This is a genomic window from Paludisphaera rhizosphaerae, assembly GCF_011065895.1.
GTDB classification, from domain to species: Bacteria; Planctomycetota; Planctomycetia; order Isosphaerales; family Isosphaeraceae; genus Paludisphaera; species Paludisphaera rhizosphaerae.
In genome coordinates this window covers 108,109-129,859 of the sequence record NZ_JAALCR010000005.1, presented here as the reverse complement: position 1 = coordinate 129,859, position 21,751 = coordinate 108,109, and the positions used below count along the sequence as shown (strand labels likewise).

Genomic DNA, 21,751 nt, shown 5'->3' with positions numbered 1-21,751 from the left:
GAAAGGGCCTGCAATGATGCTCTCGCTTGTGGTGGCGGCGGCGGGGATCGGGTGGTTTCAGGCGGACGTTCGGCCGACGGAGACCGAGCTGCGGCGGGCCCGGCAGATCCTCATGGGGCCCTGGACGATCGCCTCGGCGATCGACGACGGCGAGGAGATCGGTCTTCGCCTCATCCGCGACCGCCTCGTCAAGGGCGGTCGGGTGTTGATCAACGAGCGGACCATCACCTACACCGTTCCGGACACCGGCGTGAAGCGGGTGGTCGGCTTCAAGATCAACCCCGCGAAGCTCCCGCGTGAGATCGACCTGGTCACCTCGGATGAGCGGGTCATGCCCGGCGTTTACAAGATCGAGGGCGACGAACTCGTCGTCTGCTTCAGCGAAGGCCACACCCCGGTTCGTCCCACTGACTTCGAGTCCCTGGCCGGCTCGTCGCGGATGCTGCTGCGGTTCGCCCACGCCAGCGGAGACGCCGCCACCGTCGCGCCCGAGGAACTGGTCGAGGCCGTCGAAATCAAGAACGACGTCCCCGTCCCGGCCGAGCCGGTCGCGCTGGGGAGGATTCGAGCGACGGCCGAGGAGATCGCCCGCGACCGCAACCTGATGGCCGGTTCGTGGGACATCGTCTCGATCCGCGACGACGGCGAACTGCTGGGCGCGGAGCTGATCCGCCGCAAGATCGCCGAAGACGGCCGGGTCCGCATCGGCTCGCGGGGCGTCTCGGTCACGTCGCCGATCAGCGAGACCCGGCGGCTCTGGGCCTACCGCATCGATCCGGCGACGACGCCCAAGGAGATCGACCTCATCACCGAACACGACTCGATCCTCAAGGGGATCTACATGTTCGACCAGGACCGGCTGATCGTCTGCTCCGCCAAGGAAGAGGAACAGGCCCGGCCGTCCACCTTTGAGGCTCCGACCGGATCCCGCCACGTTCTGTACACGTTCAGGCTTGCCAGGACCGAAGCCGTTCCAGTCGCGACTTCGACCCCGGCCCCGGCCCCGGCCCCGGCCCCGGAGCCCAAGCCCGTACGCGAGCCCGAGCCCACGCCCGCCGAGCTGAAGGCGATGCGCGAGGAGCAGATCCGCGAGATGCTCGTCGGCTCGTGGACGATCACCGACTCCAAGGGGACGCTCGTGATGGTTGTCCGCTCGGACGGCAGCTTCAGCTCCACGAGGACCGTCGCCCGCCCGCGTCTCTTCCAGCCGGCGTCCGTCTCCAGCGGCGGTTCGTGGTCATACGCCGCCGGCGTCTTCAGCGCACGGATCTCCAGCACGACCGACCCGAACATGCTGGGCTACTCGTACGTCAACCGGCTCCAGTCGATCAGCCCGACCTCCCTGGTCATGGGCGGCGGCGTCGGGCCGTTGAAGACCTACCGGAAGCTCTGATCCGAGCCGGCCGGGCGGCGGATTACTCCGCGTCCGCCGCCCGCGTCGATCTCCGCTCGGCCAGCGTGCCGTCGTCGATGTACCACATGTTGTCCGGGCCCTTGACGAGCGTCCCCTCCGTTGGGAACGACCAGATGGGACCCGCGTCGCGCTGGCCCCGGACGAAGACCTGGACGGTCCACTTGCCCTGGATCTCCGTTTTGCCGCCGCTCTTCTCCGACTTGAATCCCTCGACGACGAAGACGAGCGGCGTGGAACCCTTGGCCTTGCCCTCGCGCAACTGCTTCAGTTTGGCTTTCCAGTAGCCCTTGAAGCCTTCGAGCGAGGCGAAGCGGGACGACGTCCGTCCTGCGTTGCTCAACAGCAGCCACATCCGCCGGTAGTGGGGGAAGTGGTGCGAGAGCGCCTGGTAGTAGTCGCGGAGCGCCTGCTCGGGCGTCATGCGGACGGGACGTTCCAGGGTGATCAGGATCGGATAGAGGAGCGCCAGCCCGACCAGGCCGCCGATCGCCAGGGTCGCCATCGCCGTGCTGTACATTTCCCACGCGAGCAGGAAGTAGAGAAGCGTCAGGGCGACGACACCCCAGACGATCAGGGCGACGATCGTCGGCCCCCACTCGGCGCCTCGGGTCCAGACGTGGTCGACGGCCGTTCCGGAGTCGAGCCGCCGGGGCGCGGGGCGTTCGCGGCGGGGCTCGTCGATCGACTCCCTCTCGCGCGGCCTGATCCGCTCGGCGGGTCTGGCTGGTTCGGGGGCGACCTCTCGCTCGTCGGAGGCGGGCGGGGGGATGTAGGCCCGGCGCGTCGGGGCGGGCTCGTCGGTGTCGGCCAGGTCGAAGGAATCCCCGCTCGGGGCGACGATCGGCTGCTGCGGCTTCTTCGCCGAGGCCTGGTCGTCCTGAAGCAGCCACTCGGCCGCGGCTTGATCGTCGCGTTGATCGGGCTCGGGACCTGTCGAGGAATCGGCCATGCGCTGCAACCCCGTGCGGGGCCTCCGTTCCGTTCGTCGTCGAAGCTTCGCGCCCCATCGTCGCAGCCGACGCCGGCCCGCGACAAGACCCGAGCGTCGGCGTCAGCGGGCGTCGAACTCGACGAAGACCGCCGCGTGGTCCGAGGGCCAGACGCCGTCCGCCTGGTCGAGCCGTCGCGCGGCGGTCGGGCGGAGGACGGCCCCCTTGAAGAAGACGTAGTCGATGCGGTCCTGGATCTGCTCCGGGAACCGAGGCGACCATGTACGGTCCCGCGCCCGATCGATGGTCGGAAGGACTTCGCGATAGGCGTCGCGGAAACCGGCGGCCTCCACGGCCCGGGTCACCGGCCAGGAAACGACCATCCCATACTGGTCGCGGGCCGCCGGGACGTAGTCCAGGTGGGAGTTGCTGTTGAAGTCGCCGGCCACGATCAGCGGCAGCCCCGCCGCCTGTTCCTCTGCGCCGGCGAGGATCGCGCGGACCTCTTCCACCCGGCTCGCCCCGTCGTCGGCGACCAGCTTCTCGGCCGACCGACCGTTGCGTGATTTGGGGTCGGTCCAGACGTCGTCGACGTAGTGGATCCAGACCGAATAGACGGCGATCGGCGGCCGGCCCGGGGGCTCGACCACCGCCCCGACGCAGTGGAAGGGCTTGTAGACCGAGAGGTCGCGGCCGATCGGCCACCGACTGAGGATCGAGACGTTCGTCCCCCGCGGACGGAAGTGGAATCCCAACTCCCGAGCGATCGACTCTCCCGAGCCATAAGTCTCGACCATCGCCACGACGTCGGCCCCGCTGGCGCGGATCACGTCGGCGACTCGCCGCTGCTTGGCAAGCTTCGCCGCCGGGTCCTTCTCGTCCATCGCTCGATCGCCCCCGCGCCAGATGTTCCAGGTCAGCACCCGGACGGGCTGCGACGGCTCCTCGCCTCGGCCGGAGGTCGTGGCGAGGGTCGCGAGCAAGACAAGGAGGAAACGAGGCGGCTTCATGGGTCAGCCTTAGTTGCTTGGCCGGTTGAAGTTGAACGACCGGCCCTTGTGGATCGGCAGCTTGACGGGCTTGCCGTCGTCGACGGTGATCCGGCGGGTCGTGCCGTCCCACGAGGCGTCCCATGAGCCGGCGGGGAGTTGGACGGCCATCTCGGAGTCAGGGCCGTCCTCAACGACCAGCCCGATGGAATTACGGCCGGCGGAGATCGTCAGGACGCGGTCCTGGGCCTGGACGCGTGAGATCGACGCCGATTCCCACGCCGACGGCAGCCGAGGGGCGATCTTCAGGCCGTCGGGACGAGGTTCGACGCCGAGAAAGCCGTAGAGCATGAACGGGGGGACGAGGACGCTCTCCAGGAACTCCTGGTCGAGCCCCAGACCGCCCGCCGGCCCGCCGCCTTGCAGGGTGCCCCGGCCGGGCTTGGCGTAATAAGCGCGATAGCCCCCCTCGGACTGGACCTCCCCGAACCAGTCGAGGATGGTCTTCAGGCGGGCCCAGGCGTCGTCAGGGCCGTTGGTGCGGAGCCTTGCGAGCAGGTCGAAGTAGGAGAAGCCCATCACCGCGCCGCCGTCCTGGACCTGCCCGCCCCAGGGGATGTTCTCGGGGCCCGACCAGACCCAGGTATAGGTCTCGACGTTGCGCCGGGTGGTGGAACGGGGGGCGAACCGCCAGTGATAGATGTCAGCGCCCTGGGAGGTGTCGCCGGCGATGATCCGGCGGCCGTCGAGCCAGTCGTAGACGGCCTTCGCCCGCTCGTCGGTCGCGATTCCATAGGCGATCGCCTCCGTGTTGACGAAAGCGAAGCCGTAGTCGGGGGCCTTGCCGTCGCGGTCGCGCCAGCCGGCGAAGCGGCCGGTCTCGGGGAGCCAGAACGTGGCGTCGAACTTCGTTTTGACCTTCGCCGCCAGGGCGCGGAGGTCGTCGGGTCGGAAAGGCTGCGGCTCGGCCGGGATCGCCCAATCAGGATGGGCGGCGATCGCCGCTTCGAGGTCGGCCAGCTTGAGGAGCGCGTCATACAGGTAGATGGTCGCCAGGCCGTCGTCGCCGCCGAAGGGGAGGAGGTCCCAGTAGTTGTTGCCGACCCCTTCGCCGTGCAGCAGCGTCTTCTTGCCGTCCGGCCCGAACGACAGGCCCGTCCGGCCGTCGTGCCCCACCCAGGGGACGCGGACGAGGTGATGCTCCTCGACGCCGAACTCGCGAAGGGCGTAGCGCATCGCTCCACGAATCCGGCCGATGTTAGCCCGCAGGAACGGCAGGTCGGCCGTCCAGTTGAAGTACTCGGCGGAGCCCCGGACGAAGTTGAAGTTGGTGATCGGGTGCCGGGTGTCGATCGCCGTGATGATCGACTTGAGCGTGACCGAAGCCCCCTTCGCGCCGTCGAGGTGGAACCGGATCTGCGTCAGCGTGCCGTCGTTGTAACCCGGCTGGCGGTGCAGGGGGACGTTCGAGAACGCCTGGGCGCCCGTCGCGGGGGGGAGGGCCATGGGCGACCGGCGGTCGGGATGGTCCCCGGCCTCGCCCTGGAGGCTCCACGAGAGCGAGGCCCTGGCGTCGGGCTTCAGCTCCTTCGCCCCCCATTCGAGCCGAATGAACGGGGCGACGATCGTCTTGCAGGCGAAGGCCGGCGTGGCGATGGAAGCTGCGTCGTCGTCGATGCGGAGCTTCAAACCGAGAACGGGGTCGAACCCCTCGACCGTCGCGCCGCGGATCTCCCAGCCGTCGACGTTCGTCAACGCCTGGGTGGGGAAGTAGTCCATCAGGTAATGTTCACCCGACGTCGAGAAGTACCAGCCGCGGCCGCCGGCCTGCTGGAGAGTCGGGAAGGGCCAACCGTCGCTGTGCGCCAGGCCGCGGTGCTGCTGCATGGCGACGTACCCCTCGTCGTCGATCCGCCGCGAGAGAAAGACGTCTCGGTAGTAGTCGCGGGCGGCCTTCGCGCCGTCGCGAGGGTCGACGGCGGCCCAGAGCGTCCCGTGCGGGAGCCAGGCGTCCCAGAGCGTGCAGTTGGTCTTCGCCCTGTCGTGGTGCAGCCGGTACAGCTCGCCGAGCCGTCCCATCGCGGCTTCCTGGCCGGGGACGTTGAAGACTGGGAAGCCGTCCGCCGGGGAGGCAGGCTGGCCGAGGGCCGTCGCGGCGAGGTTGGAGAGCAGGACGATCGCGAGCAGGCGAGGGCGGTTCATGCGGTTCGTCTCGGGCGGGTGGAAGAGGGGGGACGCGCCGGGGGTTTCGGTATAACACGCCTCGCCGGCCTTCGCCAGCGGGCGACGGGCAGGCGCTTGCGTCGCGAGGGCCGTCCTGCCACCATGTTCGCGGATGTCAACCCGATGCAGGGGCTGACGACCTGACACATGTTCGGCCGCGGCGATCAAGACATCTTCCCCCCTGGAGGGGGAAGACGGACCGCAAAGCGGTCAGATGAGGGGGACGACCGCCGCGGGATCGAGAGTGACCCGTCGGCTCCACGTCCGACGCCGGTCGTCCCCCTCATCCGGCCCTACGGGCCACCTTCCCCCTCCAGGGGGGAAGGCCGTTATGGTCGCTACTCCTGAAATAGTGTCGGCTCGTCAGATGCAGGGGAGAGGGCTCATGCGACGATCGACGACGATCCGGATCATGCTCGGCGCGGCGTTGGGGCTCGTCTTCGCCGGGGTCGCCTCGGCCGGAGACCTGCGAATCGAGCGGATCTTCGGGCCCGAGATCAAGACGGGGCCGTACAAGCACCCCGCAGCTCTTGAGGAACTGTCCAACGGCGACTTCTACCTCGTCTATTACGGCGGTGAGGGGGAGTACGCCACCGACACGGGCGTCTTCGGCTCGCGGCTGCGGAAAGGGGAGACTGAGTGGAGCGCGCCGACACGGATCGCGCACGACCCGTTTCACTCGGTCGGCAACGCGGTCGTCTGGCAGGCTCCGGACGGTCTGGTCTGGCTCTTCTACGTGGTCCGCTACGGCGACGTCTGGTCGACCTCGCGAGTCGCGGCCAAGGTCTCGAAGGACGCCTGCGAGACGTGGTCGGACGCTTCGCTGCTGGTGCTGGAGGAAGGCACCCTCGTCCGCAACCGGCCGATCGTGCTGAGCGACGGCGCGTACCTGTTGCCGCTCTATCGCGAGACGGGCGCCGATACTGAGGCCACCGGGCCGGACTCCCAATCGTTCTTCCTCCGATACGACCCGAAGGCGAAGGCCTGGTCGACCACGGGGCCGATCGTCTCGCCCCGGGGGAACATCCAGCCCGCGCCGGTGGAACTCTCGCCGGGGAAGCTCGTCGCTTATTGCCGTCGCGGCGGCGACTACCGGCCGGAGACCATCGGCCACATCGTCCGGGCGGAGTCGTCCGACGGCGGTCGGACGTGGACCGAGGGACGCGATTCGGCCTTTCCGAACCCCAACGCGGCCGTCGACCTGCTGAAGACTCGCAAGGGGAACCTGCTGCTGGTCTTCAACGACAGCATGAACCGCCGCACGCCTTTGACCGTCGCCCTCTCCCCGGACCTCGACCGATCCTGGCCGGTCAAGCGGGACATCGTCGCGGGTGACGGCGACTTCGGCTACCCGATGGCCCTTCAGGCCCGCGACGGCTCGATCCACGTCGTCTTCACCTCGGAACGCCGGTCGGTGGTCAATCGAGCCGTATTCGACGAGGACTGGATCCAGGCCGGCCGATAGCCGAAATCGGATCGTTGCATGCGCCGGTGGGCACGGCTATGATCCCGGGTATTCCCCCTTCCTGGAGTTCGCATCAAGCGAGTGAACGCCATGTCCGCCGCGGATCTCAAACACCTCAACCTGCGGGACGTCGGCGACGTCGCGGTCGTCGGCTTCGTCAATTCGGGCCTGATGTACGCCACCGACCTCGTCCTCGACATCGGAGCCGAGTTGCGGGCGGTCGTGAAGGACCTGCACAAGACCAAGATCCTGCTGGACTTCGACAAGGTCCAGTACCTCTCCAGCACGATGCTGGCTCAGCTTGCGCACCTGGAGAAGGAGGTCCGCGCGGCGAAGGGGCAACTCAAGATGTGCGGCCTGGGCCCCGTTCTCCAGGACACCTTCCACATCGGCCGGTTCGACTCCCTCTTCGATATCCACCCCGACCAGGCCTCGGCGCTGAAGAGCTTCCGCTGAGACGCCCTGGCGTCCTCCTCTTACCGGAAGGCCCGGCGAATCGTTATGATTCGTGGGACCGATTCGTAGACGGACCGCCCTGATCGAGGACGATGGCCCTCGCGCGAGGGCCTGGGCGTTCCGGCGGGGTGAGACATGCTTTTTGCGATCATCATGGCGGGCGGCAGCGGGACGAGGTTCTGGCCCAAGAGCCGCCGCAATCGGCCGAAACAGCTCCTGAACCTCCACGGCGACGCCACGATGCTCCAGCAGACCGTGGCCCGGATCGCCCCGCTGGTCCCTCCCGAACGGATCCTGATCATCACCGGCGCCGACCAGGCCGAAGCCACCCGCGAGCAACTCCCGGAACTGCCGGCGTCCAACGTCATCGCCGAGCCCTGCCCGCGCGACACGGCGCCCTGCGTCGGGCTGGCGGCTGAGATCGTCGCCGCCCAGGATCCGGAAGGCACCATGATCGTCATGCCGGCCGACCACGTCATCCAGCCGGAGGCGGTCTTCCTCAAGGCCGTCAAGGCGGCCGTGGCCGTCGTCGACGCCGATCCCGCCTCGCTGGTCACCTTCGGCGTCAAGCCGACCCGGCCCGAGACCGGCTACGGCTACATCCAGCGCGGCGAGGCGCTGGAGTCTCGCGACGGCGTGGCCGTGAACAAGGTCGTCCAGTTCCGCGAGAAGCCCGACCTTGAGACCGCACAGCAGTTCCTGGCCGCCGGGAACTTCGCCTGGAACGCGGGCATCTTCGTCTGGCGGGCCCGGACGATCCTCCACGAGATCAACCGCCACAAGCCCCTGCTGGGGGCGGCGCTCGACCGCGTCGGCAACGCCTGGGGAACCTCCGCCGGCCCCGAGGTCCTCGCCGCCGAGTTCCCCAACATGGAACGCACCCCGATCGACAAGGCCGTCATGGAGAAGGCCGACTCCGTCAAGGTGCTGGAGGTCGTCTACGACTGGAACGACGTCGGCGACTGGCGGGCCCTTCGGCCGCTTCTCCCCGTCGACGACCATGGAAACGCCGTTCAGGGCGAGGTCGTCGCCGTCGACACCAAGGACTCGATCCTGATCTCCGACGACGGCGGCCTGATCGCGACCATCGGCCTCGACGACGTGGTCGTCATTCAATCCGGCGGCGCAACCCTCGTCGCCCGTCGCGACCAGCTCGACAAGCTCAAGGGGCTCGTCGAGAGCCTCAAGGACGGGCGGCACGCGTCGTATCTGTGATCCAAAGCGGGAGTGCCGTCGCCAATGGGCCGGGTGCTGGGGATTGATTTCGGCGTGAGGCGCGTGGGGGCGGCGGTCAGCGACCCGGGGAGGTCGATCGCGACCCCGCTGGAGGTCTACGAACGCCGAGACCCGGCCCAGGACGCCCGGCATTACAAGAAGCTGGTCGAGGAGGACGAGATCGATCGGATCGTCATCGGGCTCCCCGTTCACACCACCGGCCGCGAGGGTGAATCGGCCGCCAAGGCCCGCGCCTGGGGCTCGTGGCTGGCCGAAGTCACCGGCCTCCCCGTGTTCTACTACGACGAGCGTTACACGACCGTCCTGGCCGAGGACGTCCTGATCGAGGTCGGCTTCTCGCGGCAGAAGCGCAAGGGGATGCGCGACATGCTCGCCGCCCGGATCCTGCTGCAGAACTACCTCGACGCCGGCTGCCCGGAGACGCTGGCGAAGCCGGAGTCGCTCACCGACGACGAGGGAGGCGGCTCGTGAGCCTGCTTGTCGTCGGCTGCGGCTACCTGGGCCGCCGGGTCGCCCGGATGTACGTCGATCGCGGCGAGACCGTCTTCGGGACGACGCGATCGGCCGAGGGGGCCTCTTCGCTGGAGGCGATCGGCGTCCGGCCGGTGGTCGGGGATGTGCTCGATCCATCGCTCGTCCTCCCCTCCGTCGACCGCGTCCTCTACTGCGTGGGCTACGACCGTGACGCCGGCCCGTCCAAGCGGTCAGTGTACGTCGACGGCCTGCGAAACGTGCTGGAGCGGCTTCCGCAGGGCGTCTCGCGGCTGGTCTACATCAGCTCGACGAGCGTCTACGGCAACGACGACGGCGGCTGGGTCGACGAGGAGACCCCCGCCGTTCCCATCACCGAGGCCGGCCGCATCTGCCTGGACGCCGAACACGCCCTGACTGAGTGGGCCGGGCGCTCGGGCGTGTCGACGGTCGTCGTGCGATGCTCGGGGCTGTATGGGCCGGGCCGGATCATCCGCCGGACTCTGATCGCCCGCGGCGAGCCGATCCCCGGCGACCCGGAGCGGACCCTCAGCCTGATCCACATCGACGACGCCGCTCGCGCCTCGGCCGCGGCGCTCGACGCCCCCTCGCCAGGCCCGTTGTATCTGGCCAGCGACGACCGCCCGCTTCCCCGCCGGGAATACTACCGCGTCGTCGCCGACTGCCTGAACGCCCCCGTGCCGACGTACGTTCCGCCCGTCCCCGGCTCCCCCGAAGCGGCCCGCGACGTCGTCGACCGCCGAATCAGCAACCATCGCATCAAGGACGAACTGGGGCTGGCTTTGCGGTATCCGGACGTGACCATGGGGGTGCCCGCGGCGCTCATGGAGTCCTGATCGAAAATGCCCGGACTGGGGGATGGGTCTGGACGCCTGTCCTCGTATTGCTCACGATTAAGTCGGGCCTTGGCATGCGATTTGGATCTCTTTCATCTCCAGGACCGCTGTTAAGTCCTTGAGAGTCTTCTATGGGTATTCCCGCGACTGACCTAACGAACTGCGAAGACGAGCCGATTCGTATCCCCGGAGCGATCCAGCCGCACGGCGTGCTGGCGGCGGTATCGGCCCGGGATGGGGTCGTCTCGCACGCGAGCGCGAACCTGGCCGACTTCTTCGGGATCTCGGCGACGGAGGCGATCGGCCGTCGGCTGGCGGATTTGATCCCTGCGCCCGATTCGGAGCGGGTGGCAAAGGGGATGGCCCGACTGGAGGACGGCTCGGGCTCCGCTCTGTTCACGGTCCGTCTGAACGGCCGCGTCTGCGAGGCCATCGCCCATCGCGCGGGCGATCGGGTCATTGTGGAGTTCGAGCCCGCGTTGAATTCCGAGGATGCGTCGTCCGCCGATCTCGCCCGCGCCACGCGCGACGCCGTCTCGGAGCTTCGCAAGGCTCCCTCGCTGGATCAGATGTACGACGTCTGCGCTGATCGCGTCCGCCAGATCGCGGGGTTTGACCGCGTGATGGTCTACCGGTTTGACGCCGACTGGAACGGGCAGGTCGTCGCCGAGGCCCGACGCGACGACCTGGAGCCGTTCCTCGGCCTGCATTATCCGGCCTCCGACATCCCCGCCCAGGCGCGCGAGTTGTACGTGCGCAACTGGCTCCGGTTCATCGCCGACCGCGACTACACCCCCCAGCCGATCGTCCCCGAATGCGGGCCGGCCTCGGCGGCGCCCCTGGATCTGAGTCAGGCGGTGCTGCGCAGCGTTTCGCCCATCCACCTGCAATACCTGCGGAACATGGGGGTCGGCGCGTCGATGTCGATCTCGCTCCTGAAGGACGATCAACTCTGGGGGTTGGTGGCCTGCCACCACTACTCGCCCCGGTTCGTGCCGTATGACGTCCGCGCCGCCTGTGAGCTGCTGGGGCAGATCATGTCGATGCAGTTGGCCTCGCGCGAGGAGCAAGAGCAGGCGCGGTATGGGGCCCGGATGCAGTCCGTCCGCGCGGCGTTGGCGACTCGGCTGCGGCAGATCGAGGACGTGGGCCTGGCCTTGACCGAGGTCGAGCCCTCGCTGCTGGAGTTCATGGAGGCGACCGGCGCGGCGGTCGTGATTGGCGGCGAGGTCGTTCGAATCGGCCTGACTCCCAACCCTGAAGACCTGGTGGAGATCGCGGATCGAATCGCGGCTCGCGGCCCGGCCGACGTCTTTGCGACTGAGCGTCTCGGGGCTGAGTTGAACCTGGACGCGGTCGGCGCTGTGGCTGCTGGACTGCTCTCGGTCCCGATCGCCGGCGACGGCCGTGACCGCCTGATGTGGTTCCGCCCCGAGGAGGTCCGCGAGGTCGACTGGGCGGGCGACCCGTCGAAGTCGATCCAGAAAGGGGACGGCGCGGCGCGATTGAGTCCCCGGGGATCGTTCGCATTGTGGAAGCAGGTCGTCCGGGGGCGTTCCCGTCCGTGGCATCCGGCGGAGATCGGCGCGGCGCTCGACCTGCGTCAGGATCTGGCCGAGATCCTCGCCGGCCGCGCGGGGGAACTCGCCCATCAGAACCGCGCGAAAGAGGAGATGCTGGCCAGCGAGCGCGCCGCTCGCGGCGAGGCCGAGCGACTCAGCCGGATGAAGGACGAGTTCGTGGCGACGCTCTCGCACGAGCTGCGGACGCCTCTGGCCGCGATCCTGGGGTGGACTCACATCATCCGCCGCGGCGCTGACGAGGCGACTCTCAAAGCCGCCTGCGAGGTCATCGACCGCAACGCTCGGGCGCAGGTGACGATGATCGACGACCTGCTGGACGTCAGCCGTATCACCTCGGGCAAGCTGCGGATGGACATGCAACCGACCGACGTGGCCACTGCCGTGGCTGCGGCCGTCGACTCCATCGCTCCCACAGCCCAGGCGAAGGGGGTGAAGCTCGTTCGGGTCATCAACGCACAGGAGGACGCTTATGTCACAGGCGACCCGACCCGGCTGCAGCAGATCTTCTGGAATCTGCTCTCCAACGCCGTGAAGTTCACCCCTCGCGGCGGGCGTGTGCAGGTGGTTCTGGAGCGGGTGGACTCGCACGTGGAGGTCGTCGTGTCCGACAGCGGCCAGGGCATCGACCCGGCCTTCCTGCCGCACGTCTTCGATCGCTTCCGCCAGCAGGACGCCGACGCCAACCGCCAGCACGGCGGCCTGGGCCTGGGGCTCTCCATCGTCCGGCATCTGGTGGAGCTGCATGGCGGGGCCATCTACGCCCGCAGCGAGGGGGAGGGGACCGGCGCCGAGTTCGTCGTCTCGCTGCCGCTCCGCGCGGTGGCCTCGCGCGGCCGCCGCCGCAACGTGCGGGAGGTCGATGAAGCCGAGGCGGTCGAAGAGACCTCGCTCGACCTGGGCGGCGCCCGCATCCTCGTCCTCGACGACGAGCAGGACGCCCGCGACCTGGTCCGACGCCTGCTGGAAGACCGCGGCGCGGTCGTAACGGCTGCTGGATCGGCCGAGGAGGCGCTGGAGCACTACCGCGGCGGGGGCTTCGACGCGATCATCAGCGACGTCGGCATGCCCACCGTCGACGGTCACGAGTTCATCCGCCGGCTCCGTGCGCTGGAGACCTCCACGGGCCTCCCGCGTCGCCCGGCCGTCGCCCTGACCGCCTACGCCCGTCCGGAGGACCGTCGCAAGGCTCTCATGGCCGGCTATCAGTCGCACGTCGCCAAGCCCGTCGAGCCGGGGGAGATCATCGCGGTGATCGCCAGCCTGGTCGGAAAAACCTGATAGGATCGTTGTCAGTTCTCGGTTGACGGTTGTCAGGAGCGATCGCGACTGCGGTCTCTGCTGCTGAGAACCGACAACAAGCCACTGAGAACCCCACATCAGCCCTCGGCCGGCTCGATGTAGCATCCCAGAGGTCCCTTGGATTCCTTCATGCGAGGGTCGGCGCCGTAGGAGACGACCTGCTCGCGCTTGAGCTCGGCCTTCTCCTTGTGGGTGGTGTAGACCACGGCGCGGCCCCGGTTGTGGATTTGCCAGGTGAGGGACTCGGCGACCGGCAGGGAGTGGGCGAACAGCTTCGTGAGCAGCTCGATCACGTACTCGAACGTGTGCTCCTCGTCGTTGAGGATGATCACGTTGTAGGGAGGGAGCTTCTTCGTCCGCGTCTCCTGCTCCTCGGCGACGGCGACGGAAGTTTCCGGCTCGGCGGCCACGCTGGCCGCTCCCTGCTCGTCCGACATCGTGATGGGCTCCTGAAGGCTTTCGCGCACCGTTTTCAGAGATTTGGTTATACTCTTTGTTCGCGAGTTTGAAACCGAGAAAATGCGCGAGACTTCTCACACGACACGACTGGATGACGGCCCGGCCTGGGTCCCATAGCCACGCAAGTGTGGCCGTGCGATCGGCGACGATCGAGCAACCCTCCCATGCCGGTTCCTGGCCACGCAACCGTGGCCAGGGCGCCGATCCAACCCCTCGTCTGGAAATGAGTTTGGTTATGGCGGAGATGACCCCGGGCGCAGCGCTCAGGCAACTTAAGCAGGCGCACGCGACCCTCAAAAAAGCCCGACAAGCCCTGCGGATGGCGCGGGAGAATCCGGCGTTCGGTCCCAAGGCGCTCGACGCCGGCTGGGACGCCCTGATGCAGGCCCACGCCCTGATGGCCGCCGTGCCGCGGTCGGCCGTGGACGAGGACGTGCTGACGCAGCAGCTTTCCGTCCAACGATACGCGACCTCGCTCCTGGTCCGGCTCCGTCGGCTCCTCCGCAAGGGTGAAGTCGGCGACGACGTTGACGACGAAGGGGACGACGACGAATGAGCCAGCCGCGCCCTCGGCCGAAGTCGAAGCCCGCCGCACGGCCGGTCGAGCCCCCCGCGCCAGTGCCTGACCGCGCGCTGGAGCCTGAGGTCCCGCTGCCGACCGTCGCCATCCGATCGCCGGGGAACCACCCGTTCATCTTCCGCAAGATGATCGAAGGGGTGAAAGGTCCGCTCATGGCCCGCCCCGGCGACCTCGTCCAGGTCCTCGACCGCGACGGCAACCCGCTCGGCTACGGGCTGTGGAACCCCCGGTCGCAGATCAGCCTGCGAATGCTCTCGCGCGAGCCCCAGGCGCCGGGCGTCGACTTCTGGACCCGGAAGGTCGACGAGGCCGCTGCGCTCCGGCTGGACATGCTGGGCGTCGAGCGCGAGTCCAACGCCTACCGCCTGATTCACGCCGAGGGGGACGGCCTCTCCGGCCTGATCGTCGACCGCTTCGACGACGTCCTCTCCGTCGAGATCTTCAGCCTGGGGATGTACCAGCGGATCGGCCCGATCCTGGACGTCCTGGCGAAGCGGATGGGGACGAAGCACTTCCGCGTCCGGGTCGACGAGCGGGTGGCCCTGCAGGAGGACTTCGCCGGCCGGCCTCTCGCCAGCCCCGGGCTGCCGCCTCGGGTGACGATCCAGGAGCACGGAGTCCGCTACCGGATCCACTTCGCCGAGGGCCACAAGACGGGCTTCTTCTGTGACCAGCGGGACAACCGCCGGGAACTGGCGAAGTTCTGCAAGGGTCGCGCCGTGCTGGACGCCTGCTGCTACACGGGCGGTTTCGGCCTGAACGCGCTGCTTCGCGGCGAGGCTCGCGAGGTCACTTGCGTCGACCTGGACGAGAAGGCCGTTGCGCTCGCCAAGGAGAACGGCAACGCCAACAACGTCCGGCTGGACGCGGTCCACGCCGACGCCTTCGGCTACATGCGGCAGATGGGGGTCAACGGCCGCGAATACGGGGTGGTCGTGCTGGATCCCCCCAAGCTGATCCCCGACCGCGAGGAGGTCTCGGCCGGCAAGCGGAAGTACTTCGACCTGAACGTCCTGGGGATGGGCCTGGTGGAGCCCGGCGGCCTGCTGCTGACCTGCTCGTGCTCCGGCCTGCTGGACCCGGCCGAGTTCCAGGGGCTGCTCAAGGCGGCCTCGCGCAAGGCCAACCGGAGCGTGCAGCTTCTGGCCATGACCGGGGCCTCGGCCGACCATCCCGTGGCCCTTGACGCTCCCGAAGGCGCCTACCTGAAAGCGGCCTGGCTGCGCGTCGGCGAGCGACTCCCCGAACCGATCGGGGCGTCTTCGGCTCCCGAAGCCTGACACGGCCCGACCTTGCTGTTCGACCCCCTCTCCGACGACCTCGAAGCCGAGACGACCGCCGTGGCCAGCCTGACCGTTGAGAACTACGTCAAGACGATCGCCCTGATCGCCGACCGCAGCCCGGCCGGGGCGGCCGTCGCCACCGGAGAACTCGCCCAGGCGATGGGGGTGTCGCCGGGGACCGTGACGGGGATGCTCAAGACGCTCTCCGAGGCGTCGCTGGCGACGTACACCCCCTATGAAGGCGCCCGGCTGACCGAGGCCGGCAACCGCCTGGCCCTGATGGTCATCCGCCGCCACCGGCTGCTGGAGCTGTTCCTCGCCAAGACCCTGGACATGTCCTGGGACGAGGTCCACGAGGAAGCCGAGCACATGGAGCACGCCGTTTCCGAACGGCTCATCGACCGCATCGAGCGGTTCCTGGGCCATCCGGCCGTCGACCCCCACGGCGATCCCATTCCCGCCGCCGACGGCTCGCTCAATGAGCCCAAGGGAATCCCCCTGGCGCGGTGTCGGGCCGGGGCGGGATTCCGCGTCGTCCGGGTCATGGATCAGGACCCGGCGTTCCTGCGGTATCTGACCGAGTGCGGCCTCGATCTCAACGCGCTCGGGCAGCTTCGCGAGAACCGGCCCGAGGCCGGCGCAGTGGTCTGCCGGATCGGCGACCGCGACGTGGCCCTGGGTCTGGCGGCCGCTGAAAAGGTGCTCGTCGAGCCTCGCTGAGAAACGAGGGCAGCCTTCGAAACGCCGAACGGCCGAGGGCGTTGGGCGCTCGGCCGTTCCGGTAGGAGAGGATCCTCGGGGACGTCGCTCGACCGGCTCTAAGGACGCCGGTGGGACGGTGCGGTGGGGCCTTCGGGCGAACCAGGACGTCCTGGCCCGACCGCTCCGCTCCTTCGTCAGCTGCGACCGCGATTCTCCCAATCCGACGACTCGGTGCAACGGCCGTAGCCGGCGTCGGGAGCCTCGGCGCTTTGAACGGCCGCTTCGGGCTCTTCGGCCGGAAGGGCGGAGTATTCCTGGGGTTCGACCTCGGCCGGCTTGCCCACGACGTGGACGGCCGTCTTCTCGAGATCGAAGGACGGCTCCTGGGTCACAGGACGCAACGCCTTGGACGCCTGGGCCTTCTTGGACTTGGTCTTCGTACGCGACTTCATTCCGATCGACATGGGACACCTCCCCGCGCGGCGCGGGAAAACCCTGGGGACGCCAGCCCGACCCCTCAAGGGACCGAAAGATCCCGGGCCAGGTTCGCGCTCCCCGCGACCGTCCCTTTCCTTCAGGTCGGTCGCACATCCACCGACGGGGTGGACGCAGAGCCCAAGCCCCCGAATGGTCTCGAACGGCCCCGAAGTGAAGATGGGACCGAGCGGGCCTCGCGGCGAGGCTGTGACTCCACTTGAAGTGTACCCGCCGGTGCACGCTCACGCCAGTCCTGGACCTGCAAAATCGCGCTGAACGACCCTTGCTCATGATCCAGGATGGTGCGACCATGCAACATGAATGCGGCTTCAAAACCTGCCTCGGCTTTGGGACGATCGATCCATGCGCATCGGCATTCTTTCCGACACGCACGACCAGGTGGAGCGCGCCCGACGCGCCGTGGCCTCGCTGCTGGCCGGCGGGGCCGAGGCCTTGATCCATTGCGGCGACCTTACCATCCCCGACGTGGTTGAGGAGATCGTCGGCGCTCCGGCCTACATCGTCTTTGGGAACTGCGACTATTACCCAGACGACCTCCGCCTGGCCATGCGTCGAACTGGAGCGACTTGCCTGGAGCAGGGGGGCCTGATCGAACTGGGGGGCCGGCGGATCGCCGTAACCCACGGCGACTCGCGCCGCGAGATCGACCGCCTCACCGCCGAAGCTCCCGACTACTTCTTTTCCGGCCACACCCACCTCCGCCGCGACGAGCGTCAGGGCCCGACCCGTTTCATCAACCCCGGCGCCCTCTACCGCGCGTCCGAGTTCACCGTCGGCCTTCTCGACCTTGACTCCGACGACTACCGATCGCTGACCATTCCCCGCTGACGGCGGCTTCGATTGGCTTTGATTGTCGTTTGGACGGTGCGGTGTTATTGTTGTTAAGTTGTTGTGTGAATTAAGCTTGCGCGGTTGACTCGCTGGCTTCGTTCGGCCGCGTTTCGACGTTTGGTGGAGGTTCGCAGCATCGGCGTGAGGTCTTGATCAGGGTGACTTTCACGGTGACTCCTTCTTCAGAGATCTTACGACCAGAATGCGATTTCTGGAGCGTTTGGCCGGGGAGGCGAGGGGACGTTCATGGCGGCAGCGGAGAAGGTCGGCGGACGATCGCAGAGGCTTTGGGGTCTCATCGAGTTGGGCGTCCCGCTGATCGGGCTGGTTTCGATCTATCACGTCGCCCGGACGAGAAGCCTTTACGATTGCTTGATTCGGTCGGCCGCCGACGCCGTGCCGTTCCTCGTCGTCTTTCAGTTGGTCTTGCACCGCGCGTTGAATCGTTGGCGCGTTCCTTCCTTCGGCGACGGCCTTCCCGCACGGCTGATCTGCAGCGTCGGGGCCACGGTGCTTGCGGCCGTCTGTGGGGCGTTGTTCTATTTCCTCGCGGCATCGACCGGCGACGTCGCCGACTGGTACCTGAGGTACTCGTTCGCCAATCCGACCGTCGGTCAGGTCTCGATGTGTCTCGTTCTGCCGATCATCGGCGGGGCGTTCTACCTGTTTCGCAAGAAGGCGAAGGTCGTCTACGGAATGACTGAGGTGGCCGCCGGGATCTACGCCGCGACCTCGCGGATCTTCTCCGACGCCATGGAGCGAAACTATAGCCGGGGCGACATCTATCTGATTCTGCTGACCGCCGGCGTCTATCTGATCGTGCGCGGCTACAGCAACATCGAAGAGGGGCTTCGCGCTGGACCCGAGGAGCGAGACGTCCTCTTCGACGGCGCCATGCAACGACTGAAACCGGGGTTGGCTCGGTTCGCTTCGCTCCTGGGCGCCGTGAAGCCTGCGAGGACGAGCGACGTTGAAGAGACGAGCCAAGGTCCCGGCTCTCGGCCCTGAGCTGTCGGGCTCAGAACCGAGACCGGCGTGGCCTTTCTCCTCGAGGACTCCCGCCCTACATCGTTCGGGTCGCCCGGTTGATCTCCGAAAGCGTCAGGACGAGGCGATTGGGTGCGCGGCGGATGGTCTCCGTTGGAGGAGCATGTGGGCGGCGATCGGCTTGTGCGCCGCACGGGGGACGGCCGGGGCTTGGAGGGGACGGATCGTCCCTCGCGACCTTCGGGTGGCGACGCCGAGGTTCGAGGCGTCGATCCTGAACGACGAGTCGCCGGCGAGTGCGTTGCCTGAGGCGTCTGCGATCCCCGCGCCGACGTTCAGGCGGTAGACGAGGTGGAGGTTCAACTGCCGCGCCAGGTGAAGGGTGGCCGTCGCGCCGGCGGCGTCGAGATCGACGTTCGAGGCCGTGAAGGTGGAATCGTCGCGAGTCCCGAACCGCCGATCCCGCCCTGGGTCGACGATCCGGTAGAGCGTCGGGTTGGTCGCCCCGGCGACGGGCTCGGTGAACGTCACGGTCAGCGTGGTCGGCTGGTGGTGGATGCCGTATCGTCTCACCGCCACGATGCTGGGCGCGACGACGTCGGCGGGCGGCGGCGAGGGCTCCGACGGCGGGGGAGGAATTGGGGCGACGTCGTCGTTGACGATGGTGACGGTCGTGGAGGTCAGCCCCCCCAGGGTGTATCCGTCGCCGGCGACAAGGGCGACCTGGAACGTCTCGTCGGGTTCGACCGTCGCATCGCCGATGACGGCGACCCGGATGACCTGCGTGAGCGGGCCGCCGGGTGTGAAGCTCAACGTGAGGTCGTCGGGGATCAGGAAGTCCGAACCCGCCGCGGCGGAACCGCCGACCACCTGGAAACGTAGCGTCACGTTCGACGTCGGGGCCGATGAGAGTGCGACGGGGATTTCGACGAACCGCGTCCCGGAATTCCCCTCGGCCTGGCTGTAAGCGGCCGAGCCGATCGAGGCCGACGGAGTCTCCGGCGTCGGCGGCGAGGTCGGGTTTGAGGCGACGACCCTCGCCGAGGCGGAATCGTTGGCGGCGTTCGGGTCGGGCGTGCCGCTGGCGAACGCCCCCCGCGCGACGAGGGCTCGGCCGTCGGCGATCCCGGAATCGACCTGGACGACCAGGCTGAACGTCAGAGAAGAACCGGCGCCCGCCTGGGTCGCCGTGGCTTTCGCCATCGCGTCGCTTCCGAGGCTGGTCCAACTGTTGGGGACGGCGAACCCGACGAGGTGCGTCCCAGCGGGGATCGGGATCGTGAGCGAGGGATTGGTCGGGCTCGGTCCGCCGGACGGCACCGTGACGACGAATCGATAGGTGATCTGGTCGCCGGGCCTGGCCGAGGAGACGCTCGCCGAGGCCGAAACCGAGACGTCGGCCGAAGCGGCCGGGGGCGGAGCGGTCACGCCGCCGAACTCGGAGGTCTTCCCCGCGTCGTCGGTGGCCGTTGCGCCGAAGGCGACCGAGGAGGAATCGGCGACGATTCGATCGAAGCTCGCCGCTCCCGACGAGTCCGTCGTCACGGCGAAGGTGCTCAGCAACGTCTTGCCCTGGACGTGGCCCGAGGCTTCGACGGCGTCATTGCCGAAGATCTGGATCGTGTACGTCTTGTTCGGAAGACTCTGGAGCGAGCCGATGATCCTCGTGCCTCCGGAGACGCGCGTGACGCTCGTCATGACGGGGAAGTTTTGGTAGTCGTTGGGGCCGACGTCGGAGTCGGTGGGGTCGTTGGCCGTGGCGCCGCCGCCGGCGATGAAGACCCCGCCCAGGTCGATGCCGAGCGTCCCGTTGCCGAAGATGCTGTTCCCCAGGATCGTGGCGACGTAGGTCCGGCCCACCCCGGCCGGGGACTCGCCCGCGGCGATCCCCGCCCGCGTGTTGAAGGCGATCACGTTTCCCGCTCCTGCGGCGGTCCCGCCGATCCGCGACGGTCCGTCGTAGGCCGTGATGCCGTCGGTCCCGTTCGGGATCGGGAGGTTTCCTGAAGCGTTGGTCCCGATCTTGTTTCCCTGGATGTCCAGGCTGTGGATCCCCGCAGCCGTGATGCCGATGCCAGCGGTCCCGTTGCCGGAGATCAGGTTGCCGGCGTTGGGGGCGGTCCCGCCGATGAGGATCGACCCCGGATTGCCGTCCCCTGAGACGGCGATGCCGTAGCCCGTATTGGGCAGTGCGCGGCTGCCGGAGACGTCAGTGCCGATGAGGTTGCCCTGGATTGTGAAGTCGCCGAGGCCAAGCTGGATCCCGTCGACGCCGCTGCCGGAGATCACGTTGCCGGCCCTGTTGGTCGAGCCGCCGATGCGGACGTGTTGCAGGGGAGTGCTGCTGGAGAACTGAATCCCGACGCCGCTGTTGGGGATGGCGGATTGGCCCCGGGGATCCGTCCCGAGGCGGTTGCCCTGGATGGTCAGGCCGTCGAAGACGTCCGCCGAGCCGGGACCCTGGACGAGAATCCCCGGGCCGCCGACGCCCGAAATGACGTTCCCGGCGCTCGCCGTGTCGTCCGTCGCGCCGTCGCCGCTGTCATCGGCTCCGATCCGCGTGTTCATCCCTTCCGCGACGGCGATCCCCGTCGTGCCGCCCAGTGCAGCGGTACCGGCGGCGTTCAGGCCGAGGTCATTCCCCCAGATGCGGGTGTCGACGGGGGCGGGGAGAGAATCGAACGTGTTGCCGACGGTGACCATTCCGACGGCCCCATTGCTCGAACCGCCGGCGATCACGTTCCGCGCCGCCGGCGTGGCTCCGCCGATCAGGTTGCCCGTCCCGGTGACGACCCAGACCTGGCTGGAGAAGCTCGCGGCGAGGGCGTCGCCGCTCGCGCTGACGCCAAGGTAGCAGCCCTCCACCACGTTCCCGTCGGAGCGGATCACCACGCCGACGTCGCCGCCGCCGATCGCGAGCCCTCGGACTAGCGAGCCGCCGCCGTCGAGCTGCAGGACCGTCGAGCTTCCCCCCGCGCTGATCTGGATCAGGATCGTCGCGTCCGAGCCGTAGCGTTGAGAGTTCGCCTTCGCGCCTGACTGCGAGTAGCCGTCGATCTCGACGGGGTCGCTGATCGAAGGAAGGGGGGCGACGAGCGCGATCGTATGCACGCCGGAGCCCGGGATGGCGAACTGGATCTTGTCCCGATTCGTCCCGCCCGAATTCACCGTCCCGGAGACCAGGGCCTGTTCGGCCGCCGAGAGCGAGGCGACGGCGAGCGAGCCGTCCGCGATCAGAATCGCCTCGCGGAGCGTGATCGAACCGTCGCGCGCCGGTGCGTCGTCGACCGCCGAATTGACCGTGATCGTCGCCGGCAGTCGGCGCACTTCCAGGACCTCGGGCCAGGCCATGAGCCGACGCCGGCCTCGGCGGAACTCCTTCACTCGCCGCCTACGATTCGAATGCGAGTCGCGCATGGTCCACCCCTTCTCGTCGGCGACGCCCCGCGCCGACGGGAAGCCGCCGGCTTGCGGTTGGAAGGGAGCCGC

Annotated in this window: 18 protein-coding genes; 12 read left to right on the top strand and 6 right to left on the bottom strand. The window is 68.3% G+C overall.

The annotated features are described in order from the left end of the window. The first annotated feature begins 13 nt into the window (after positions 1-13). The gene (locus tag G5C50_RS08130; protein ID WP_165067593.1) at positions 14-1,393 is read left to right on the top strand and encodes a TIGR03067 domain-containing protein; all 1,380 of its coding nucleotides are present in this window, start codon (positions 14-16) and stop codon (positions 1,391-1,393) included. Between the two features lie 22 nt (positions 1,394-1,415). Here G5C50_RS08130 and G5C50_RS08125 read toward each other — a convergent pair whose 3' ends face one another. The 3 genes from G5C50_RS08125 to G5C50_RS08115 all read right to left on the bottom strand — a co-directional run bounded on the left by G5C50_RS08125 (position 1,416) and on the right by G5C50_RS08115 (position 5,534). Continuing rightward, on the bottom strand, positions 1,416-2,363 hold the full coding sequence (locus tag G5C50_RS08125; RefSeq protein WP_165067590.1) for a hypothetical protein: 948 nt from the start codon (positions 2,361-2,363) through the stop codon (positions 1,416-1,418). A 102-nt stretch (positions 2,364-2,465) separates the two neighbouring features. After that, a complete protein-coding gene (locus G5C50_RS08120) occupies positions 2,466-3,353 on the bottom strand; it encodes an endonuclease/exonuclease/phosphatase family protein (RefSeq protein WP_165067587.1) in 888 nt (295 codons plus the stop codon). 9 nt (positions 3,354-3,362) lie between these two features. Beyond that, positions 3,363-5,534 (bottom strand): glycosyl hydrolase family 65 protein, encoded by a 2,172-nt coding sequence (locus G5C50_RS08115; RefSeq protein WP_165067584.1) that lies wholly within the window; start codon positions 5,532-5,534, stop codon positions 3,363-3,365. 406 nt (positions 5,535-5,940) lie between these two features. On the opposite strand from G5C50_RS08115, the gene G5C50_RS08110 reads away from it, so the two are divergent. The 6 genes from G5C50_RS08110 (at position 5,941) to G5C50_RS08085 (ending at position 12,901) form a co-directional block, all read left to right on the top strand. Further along, positions 5,941-7,020 (top strand): sialidase family protein, encoded by a 1,080-nt coding sequence (locus G5C50_RS08110; RefSeq protein ID WP_206107616.1) that lies wholly within the window; start codon positions 5,941-5,943, stop codon positions 7,018-7,020. A gap of 90 nt (positions 7,021-7,110) precedes the next feature. Beyond that, complete coding sequence (locus tag G5C50_RS08105; RefSeq protein WP_165067581.1) at positions 7,111-7,476, top strand: STAS domain-containing protein; 366 nt, start codon at positions 7,111-7,113, stop codon at positions 7,474-7,476. 135 nt (positions 7,477-7,611) lie between these two features. Next, positions 7,612-8,691 carry a mannose-1-phosphate guanylyltransferase gene (locus G5C50_RS08100; RefSeq protein ID WP_165067578.1) on the top strand — a complete coding sequence of 360 codons (1,080 nt, stop codon included), beginning with the start codon at positions 7,612-7,614 and terminating at the stop codon, positions 8,689-8,691. 24 nt (positions 8,692-8,715) lie between these two features. Next, positions 8,716-9,183: a Holliday junction resolvase RuvX gene (ruvX, locus tag G5C50_RS08095; RefSeq protein WP_165067575.1), complete on the top strand. Its 468-nt coding sequence runs from the start codon at positions 8,716-8,718 to the stop codon at positions 9,181-9,183. Next, positions 9,180-10,040, top strand: coding sequence for an NAD-dependent epimerase/dehydratase family protein (locus G5C50_RS08090; RefSeq protein ID WP_165067573.1), 861 nt, complete (start codon positions 9,180-9,182; stop codon positions 10,038-10,040). Before ruvX ends, G5C50_RS08090 begins: the two co-directional genes overlap by 4 nt. Before the next feature lie 131 nt (positions 10,041-10,171). After that, positions 10,172-12,901, top strand: coding sequence for an ATP-binding protein (locus tag G5C50_RS08085; protein ID WP_165067570.1), 2,730 nt, complete (start codon positions 10,172-10,174; stop codon positions 12,899-12,901). Positions 12,902-12,999: 98 nt separating this feature from the next. Here the strand turns inward: G5C50_RS08085 and G5C50_RS08080 are convergent, their stop codons facing one another. Beyond that, positions 13,000-13,359: an ATP-dependent Clp protease adaptor ClpS gene (locus G5C50_RS08080; protein ID WP_165067567.1), complete on the bottom strand. Its 360-nt coding sequence runs from the start codon at positions 13,357-13,359 to the stop codon at positions 13,000-13,002. Between the two features lie 257 nt (positions 13,360-13,616). Between G5C50_RS08080 and G5C50_RS08075 the strand changes: the two genes are divergently transcribed. Genes G5C50_RS08075 through G5C50_RS08065 form a run of 3 tightly spaced genes read left to right on the top strand, consistent with a single transcriptional unit; the run spans position 13,617 to position 15,964 of the window. Next, complete coding sequence (locus G5C50_RS08075) at positions 13,617-13,937, top strand: hypothetical protein (protein WP_165067564.1); 321 nt, start codon at positions 13,617-13,619, stop codon at positions 13,935-13,937. Next, positions 13,934-15,241 carry a class I SAM-dependent rRNA methyltransferase gene (locus G5C50_RS08070; protein WP_165067562.1) on the top strand — a complete coding sequence of 436 codons (1,308 nt, stop codon included), beginning with the start codon at positions 13,934-13,936 and terminating at the stop codon, positions 15,239-15,241. The genes G5C50_RS08075 and G5C50_RS08070 overlap by 4 nt, the downstream gene beginning before the upstream one ends. Before the next feature lie 60 nt (positions 15,242-15,301). Beyond that, positions 15,302-15,964, top strand: coding sequence for a metal-dependent transcriptional regulator (locus G5C50_RS08065; protein ID WP_165067978.1), 663 nt, complete (start codon positions 15,302-15,304; stop codon positions 15,962-15,964). 176 nt (positions 15,965-16,140) lie between these two features. Here the strand turns inward: G5C50_RS08065 and G5C50_RS08060 are convergent, their stop codons facing one another. Then, positions 16,141-16,410 (bottom strand): hypothetical protein, encoded by a 270-nt coding sequence (locus G5C50_RS08060; RefSeq protein ID WP_165067560.1) that lies wholly within the window; start codon positions 16,408-16,410, stop codon positions 16,141-16,143. A gap of 376 nt (positions 16,411-16,786) precedes the next feature. Here G5C50_RS08060 and G5C50_RS08055 point away from each other — a divergent pair, with 376 nt between their 5' ends. Both G5C50_RS08055 and G5C50_RS08050 read left to right on the top strand, forming a co-directional pair. Further along, the gene (locus tag G5C50_RS08055; protein WP_165067557.1) at positions 16,787-17,272 is read left to right on the top strand and encodes a YfcE family phosphodiesterase; all 486 of its coding nucleotides are present in this window, start codon (positions 16,787-16,789) and stop codon (positions 17,270-17,272) included. Positions 17,273-17,521: 249 nt separating this feature from the next. Next, positions 17,522-18,283 (top strand): hypothetical protein, encoded by a 762-nt coding sequence (locus tag G5C50_RS08050; protein ID WP_165067555.1) that lies wholly within the window; start codon positions 17,522-17,524, stop codon positions 18,281-18,283. A gap of 93 nt (positions 18,284-18,376) precedes the next feature. On the opposite strand, the gene G5C50_RS08045 is transcribed toward G5C50_RS08050, so the two are convergent. Beyond that, positions 18,377-21,679, bottom strand: a complete 3,303-nt coding sequence (locus tag G5C50_RS08045) for an Ig-like domain-containing protein (protein ID WP_165067552.1) — start codon at positions 21,677-21,679, stop codon at positions 18,377-18,379. Positions 21,680-21,751 lie beyond the last annotated feature (72 nt).

Bases quoted from the DNA above. Each gene is read 5' to 3' on its own strand.
- G5C50_RS08130 (WP_165067593.1), top strand. From the start codon at position 14: ATGATGCTCTCGCTTGTGGTGGCGGCGGCGGGGATCGGGTGGTTTCAG.
- G5C50_RS08125 (WP_165067590.1), bottom strand. From the start codon at position 2,363: ATGGCCGATTCCTCGACAGGTCCCGAGCCCGATCAACGCGACGATCAA.
- G5C50_RS08120 (WP_165067587.1), bottom strand. From the start codon at position 3,353: ATGAAGCCGCCTCGTTTCCTCCTTGTCTTGCTCGCGACCCTCGCCACG.
- G5C50_RS08115 (WP_165067584.1), bottom strand. From the start codon at position 5,534: ATGAACCGCCCTCGCCTGCTCGCGATCGTCCTGCTCTCCAACCTCGCC.
- G5C50_RS08110 (WP_206107616.1), top strand. From the start codon at position 5,941: ATGCGACGATCGACGACGATCCGGATCATGCTCGGCGCGGCGTTGGGG.
- G5C50_RS08105 (WP_165067581.1), top strand. From the start codon at position 7,111: ATGTCCGCCGCGGATCTCAAACACCTCAACCTGCGGGACGTCGGCGAC.
- G5C50_RS08100 (WP_165067578.1), top strand. From the start codon at position 7,612: ATGCTTTTTGCGATCATCATGGCGGGCGGCAGCGGGACGAGGTTCTGG.
- ruvX (WP_165067575.1), top strand. From the start codon at position 8,716: ATGGGCCGGGTGCTGGGGATTGATTTCGGCGTGAGGCGCGTGGGGGCG.
- G5C50_RS08085 (WP_165067570.1), top strand. From the start codon at position 10,172: ATGGGTATTCCCGCGACTGACCTAACGAACTGCGAAGACGAGCCGATT.
- G5C50_RS08080 (WP_165067567.1), bottom strand. From the start codon at position 13,359: ATGTCGGACGAGCAGGGAGCGGCCAGCGTGGCCGCCGAGCCGGAAACT.
- G5C50_RS08075 (WP_165067564.1), top strand. From the start codon at position 13,617: ATGGCGGAGATGACCCCGGGCGCAGCGCTCAGGCAACTTAAGCAGGCG.
- G5C50_RS08070 (WP_165067562.1), top strand. From the start codon at position 13,934: ATGAGCCAGCCGCGCCCTCGGCCGAAGTCGAAGCCCGCCGCACGGCCG.
- G5C50_RS08060 (WP_165067560.1), bottom strand. From the start codon at position 16,410: ATGTCGATCGGAATGAAGTCGCGTACGAAGACCAAGTCCAAGAAGGCC.
- G5C50_RS08055 (WP_165067557.1), top strand. From the start codon at position 16,787: ATGCGCATCGGCATTCTTTCCGACACGCACGACCAGGTGGAGCGCGCC.
- G5C50_RS08050 (WP_165067555.1), top strand. From the start codon at position 17,522: ATGGCGGCAGCGGAGAAGGTCGGCGGACGATCGCAGAGGCTTTGGGGT.
- G5C50_RS08045 (WP_165067552.1), bottom strand. From the start codon at position 21,679: ATGCGCGACTCGCATTCGAATCGTAGGCGGCGAGTGAAGGAGTTCCGC.